Raw genomic sequence first — 4480 nt, 5'->3', positions numbered from 1 at the left:
CGGCAGTTGAGCGGGATCAAGGTCGCGGGCCTCCCCGGCTACGGCAAGACCATGCTCATGCTCGCCTGGATGGCCTCGCTCGCGAATCGCGCCACCGTGCAGTTCGCCATCTTTGACGGCAAGACCTCCGACGCCCGATACGGCGACTGGGGCCAGGCCGGAGACCGCGCCATGTTCGTCGTCGGCGACAACCCGGAAACCGCCAACCAACGCCTGACCGAACTGGTCCGGCTGCTCAAGGACCGCCCGGCCGCCCTGGTCGAGGAACGGGGGACGCACAAGTTCTGGAAGCACGGGCCGACCGAGACCAACCCGCTCGTCCTGGTGCTCATGGATGAGTGCCACAACTACGCCGACACCAAGGGCCTGACCGGCAAGGACAAGCAGGTCATCGAGTCCAACCAGCGCATGATGCAGACCATCTCCAAGGAGGGTCGCGGGCTCGGCGTCATCGGTATCTTCGGCACCCAGAAGCAGACCGGCGACGCGATCCCGACCGCCGTCAGGGACAACCTGGAGGTCGGCGTCTGCTTCCCGACGTTCACCATCGATGCGGCCGAAGCGGCCCTCGGCTCGGGCATCCGCAAGGACGAGCCCAACGACCCCTCGAAGCTCGTGGACAAGGAGACCAACGTCGGCGTCTGCGTCGTCACCGGCGTCCCCGGCCTGGGCGGTCGATACGACCGAGTCCGCGTTGGCGACCTGGATGAAGACCAGCTCCCCGGCTTCATCGCCTCGACCGCGCATCTCCGCCGCGACGTCATCCCCGCGGCTGCCCCCACCGTCGTAGACGTCTCGACTCCCGCCGCCGACGAAAGCGCCGGCGCTTCCGTCCCGCTCCAGAAGAAGACCCGCCGCGCCCGGAAGGCAAGTTGATGAGCGACCCGTACGGCCCCCAGCAGGTCTACACACCTACACCGATCCACATCGGCCCCGGACAGGCCCTGAGCGTCCCTCAGAGCCTCCAGCAGCCCGCCCCGTACGTCATCGTCCAGCAGGCCGCCCCCGCGCCCTCCTGGCTCCGCCAGCACGCCGGACAGCTCGTCGCGGCTGGCGGGGCCGGAGCCCTCGTCGTCGCCGTCCTCCTGGCCGTCGCCGTCGTCGCGGTCGCGGTCGGCATCGGGGCCATCTCGTGCGCTCTCGGCTGGCTCGTCATCAAGAGCCTCATGGGGCCGCAGAAGCAGAAGTGACCGACCGGCGTGTTCCTACCACGCCGGTCAGCCACGGGAGACAGGATCACACGGAACGACGGAGGCCCGGACCGCTCGCAACGGCCGGGCCTCTGCTCTCCGCCACCTGGAACGCGAACGGAGAACGTCTCATGACCACGGTAGAGCACGGCGACGGCTCGGCACCACAGGTAGCCACCCCGCATGACGACGTGCCCCCGGTCCTCCCGCTGGATGGAGCACAGGCCGCGAAACACCTGCGGGCCTCGGGTAGCCGCCAGGTCTCCCGGCGCCCCGTTGCCGAAGGCCTTGAGGGGCGCCGGGCCGCCTCTGGCGGCCTGGCGGACGCCCCCCTTGGTACTACTACGGACTTTGTTTCCCCCCCTGCGGGGAAAACCGGGTCTGACCAGCACGAATGCGGGAAGGGCACCGATCCGTGTTGCCGTCGCCGCCGCCGCTTCGAGATCCGTCGGGCCATCTGGTCGTTCACGACGGTCAAGCGGCTCTCGGCCTGCGGACGGGTCATGGCTCAAGGCCAGAACGGCAAGGTCGACCGGGTCAAGATCCACGTCCGTGACGGGGTGGCCTACACCTCCGGTGTCTGCATCTGCGCGAACGGCTGGCTCTGCCCGGTCTGCTCGGCCAAGATCCGCGCCAAGCGGGCCAACGAGATCGCTGTCGGCGTCGCCAACCTGATCATGTCGGGTGGCTCTGCCTGGATGGTCACCTTCACCGTCCGGCATGCCAAAGGGCACGCGCTGGCCGAACTCCTCGACGCACTCAACGACGCATTCCGGAAACTCGGAAATGGCAACATGGCCAACCGTGAAAAGAAGCTCACCGGCAAGATCGGCACCATCAATTCGCGGGAAATCACCTACGGAAAGAACGGGTGGCACCCGCACCTTCACGTGATCGTCTGCTTCGACTCGGAGCCTGATGTCATCCAACTCACGTACATGATGGCCCGGTGGCAACGGCTCTGGATGGCCTGGACGAAGAAGCATGGATTCCCGGCCGATAAGACTCATGGGGTCAAGTGGGACAAGGTCATGACTGCCGAAGGTGCCGGGGAATACATCGCTAAGGCTCAGGACTCCGGACGCCACATCGGAAATGAGGTCGCTCGCGGTGATCTCAAGAAAGGCAAGCTGGGAAGTCTGACGCCGTTCGAAATGGTCGAGTACCTGCTTGCGACCGGGGACGCTGCGGTCGTTGACCTCTGGATTGAGTACGAGAAGGCGACCAAGGGCAAGTCCTGGCTTCGCTGGTCACCCAAGCTCAAGGCTCGGCTCGGAGTGGACGAGATCAGCGACGAAGAGCACGCCGCCGAAGAAGTGGCCGGCGGGGAGGTGGCCGAGCTGGCCGAGTCGGCCTGGAAGATGGTCGTCGCCCACGGCCTCGAAGCCCGAGTCCTCGAAGCCGTCGAACGAGGCGGATTTCCGGCACTCGTCAAGCTCCTCACTGCACACCAAATCTGGGCAGTCAAGAAACTCGCTCCTGACGACACGTCAGAAACCCCTGACGAACCGTCAGAAGACAATGTCGCCTAGGGTTGGAGAAGTGTTTGACCGTTGGTGATCTGTGGGGCGAGAGCATGAAAGGGGGCCATTACACTTGTACCAATGGAGAGGGCTGGATGCCCTCACCGCACGAAGTGGGCACTCGGCCCCCTTTCTTGCTCTCGGAGGGGCCCCACTGATCAGCAACGGTTAAAGACTTCTTCAGCCCGGAACCACAAAAAAAACTCGACCGCCTGCGGCGGAAGCTCCGGCCCCCGCCGGGAACAACGGAAAAGGCCCCCGCCGAATTCGACGGGGGCCTCTTCCAATTCCGCTACTCACGCATCCTCTTGTAGATCGCGGTCCGGCTGACCTTCGCAGCCTTCGAGACCTCTGTCGTGGTGAGGGCCTTCGATTGCACCGCGTGCACGGAGAGTTCGGTCTCCGCCGCCTTCGCCTCCTCCGCCAGATCCGAGAACGCCCGGATCAGGTTCCGATGCCACTCGGCCGGATCACGGGACATGGCCGCGTCGGCATGTCCGAGGTATCCGGCAAGCTCAGAGATCGCTTGCAGCCTCACCTGCATCTTTGTACGGATCTCGGCCGGTACTGACTCCGACATATTCGACCATCCTTGACTACGTCTGGCGATAACCTGGTTGACAACCCCCGTGCATGAGGTTCAGGGTAGAGCACGCAACACCCCGTAGACGAGCGATCGTCACCTGACGATCTGTCACAAGGAGAGATTCATGCCCGCGATCTTCCACGTCGACCAGGCCCGCACCTTCTCGATGGTCATGTTCCTCAGCTCCTCGCCCAAGATGCAGTTCGGCACCCAGCAGCAGGACACCGCCAAGGACGGCACGCCGAAGTGGGAGGTGCAGGTCGTCGCCTCCTTCACCCAGTTCGGCCGGACCGAGAACGAGATCCTCAAGGTCGGTGTCCTCTCGCACCAGGACCCCGCCGCCCCGCTCCAGGGGATGCCGCAGCCGGTCGAGCTGGTCGGCTTCCGGGTCGGTGTCACCCCGGCCGAGAAGCGGACCGACCGCAACGGCAACGAGAAGGTCGTCGGCGGCACTGCCTGGTACCAGGCCGACGAGATCCGCCCCCTGAACGCCGTTCCCACCTCCCGTAAGTCCGCCTCGCAGGAAGGCTGACCGTGTCTGTCACCGACTCCCTGAGCCTGTCTCCCCTGGTCGCCGTCATCGCTCTCGCGGTGCTGGCGGCCTGGGGGGCGGCTCGCCTCTTCATCGCCACCTACCGGTACATCCGGGCGACTCCCCTCCAGCGGGCTCGGATGCGCCATGCCTGGGCCGTCTCCCGCCGCTGGCGTCGCCTCGCCCCGAACGTCGGCCTCGCTCGCGTGGACGAGAACACCAAGGGCCGCAAGGACTGGCAGGGCAAGACCGCCAAGCCCGTCACCGTCGTCCCGAAGATCAGGGTGCTCCCCGAGCCGTGGGGCATCCGGGCCGTCATCAAGACGATCCCGAAGGTCGGGGTCGAGGAAGTCGAAAAGGCCGGCGGTTGGCTCGCGGACGCCTGGGACTGCCAGACCGTGGAAGTCCGCCGACTCAAGGCCGGACTCGTGGAGGTCCGGGGCATCGTCGGCAACCCGCTCGACGAGCACGCGCCGTACGCCTGGCCCGACGCTGACGACTGGGTCCTCCCGATGGGTCACAACCCCTGGATGCGCCAAGTCGCCATCCCGCTACGGCAGTTGAGCGGGATCAAGGTCGCGGGCCTCCCCGGCTACGGCAAGACCATGCTCATGCTCGCCTGGATGGCCTCGCTCGCGAATCGCGCCAC

The 4480-nt window shown here is 66.0% G+C and carries 6 protein-coding genes; 5 read left to right on the top strand and 1 reads right to left on the bottom strand.

The annotated features are described in order from the left end of the window. The 3 genes from ACFVNO_RS31045 to ACFVNO_RS31035 all read left to right on the top strand — a co-directional run. On the top strand, positions 1–876 hold an 876-nt coding region (locus ACFVNO_RS31045), incomplete at its 5' end, for a hypothetical protein (protein ID WP_378898014.1). Continuing rightward, positions 876–1190 carry a hypothetical protein gene (locus ACFVNO_RS31040; protein WP_376206243.1) on the top strand — a complete coding sequence of 105 codons (315 nt, stop codon included), beginning with the start codon at positions 876–878 and terminating at the stop codon, positions 1188–1190. The genes ACFVNO_RS31045 and ACFVNO_RS31040, both read left to right, overlap by 1 nt. 131 nt (positions 1191–1321) lie before the next feature. Next, on the top strand, positions 1322–2722 hold the full coding sequence (locus tag ACFVNO_RS31035; protein WP_378898011.1) for a protein rep: 1401 nt from the start codon (positions 1322–1324) through the stop codon (positions 2720–2722). Between the two features lie 283 nt (positions 2723–3005). On the opposite strand, the gene ACFVNO_RS31030 is transcribed toward ACFVNO_RS31035, so the two are convergent. Further along, positions 3006–3293 carry a hypothetical protein gene (locus tag ACFVNO_RS31030; protein WP_376006130.1) on the bottom strand — a complete coding sequence of 96 codons (288 nt, stop codon included), beginning with the start codon at positions 3291–3293 and terminating at the stop codon, positions 3006–3008. 130 nt (positions 3294–3423) lie between these two features. On the opposite strand from ACFVNO_RS31030, the gene ACFVNO_RS31025 reads away from it, so the two are divergent. Next, positions 3424–3831 (top strand): hypothetical protein, encoded by a 408-nt coding sequence (locus tag ACFVNO_RS31025; protein ID WP_376006132.1) that lies wholly within the window; start codon positions 3424–3426, stop codon positions 3829–3831. 2 nt (positions 3832–3833) lie between these two features. Further along, the coding region (locus ACFVNO_RS31020; protein WP_378898006.1) for a hypothetical protein at positions 3834–4480 on the top strand (647 nt) is incomplete at its 3' end.

Source organism: Nocardiopsis sp. NPDC057823 (genome assembly GCF_042797335.1).
In the GTDB taxonomy this organism is placed as follows: Bacteria; Actinomycetota; Actinomycetes; order Streptosporangiales; family Streptosporangiaceae; genus Nocardiopsis; species Nocardiopsis changdeensis.
The sequence above is the reverse complement of the archived record's forward strand: the minus strand, read 5'-3'. Positions and strand labels throughout refer to the sequence as shown.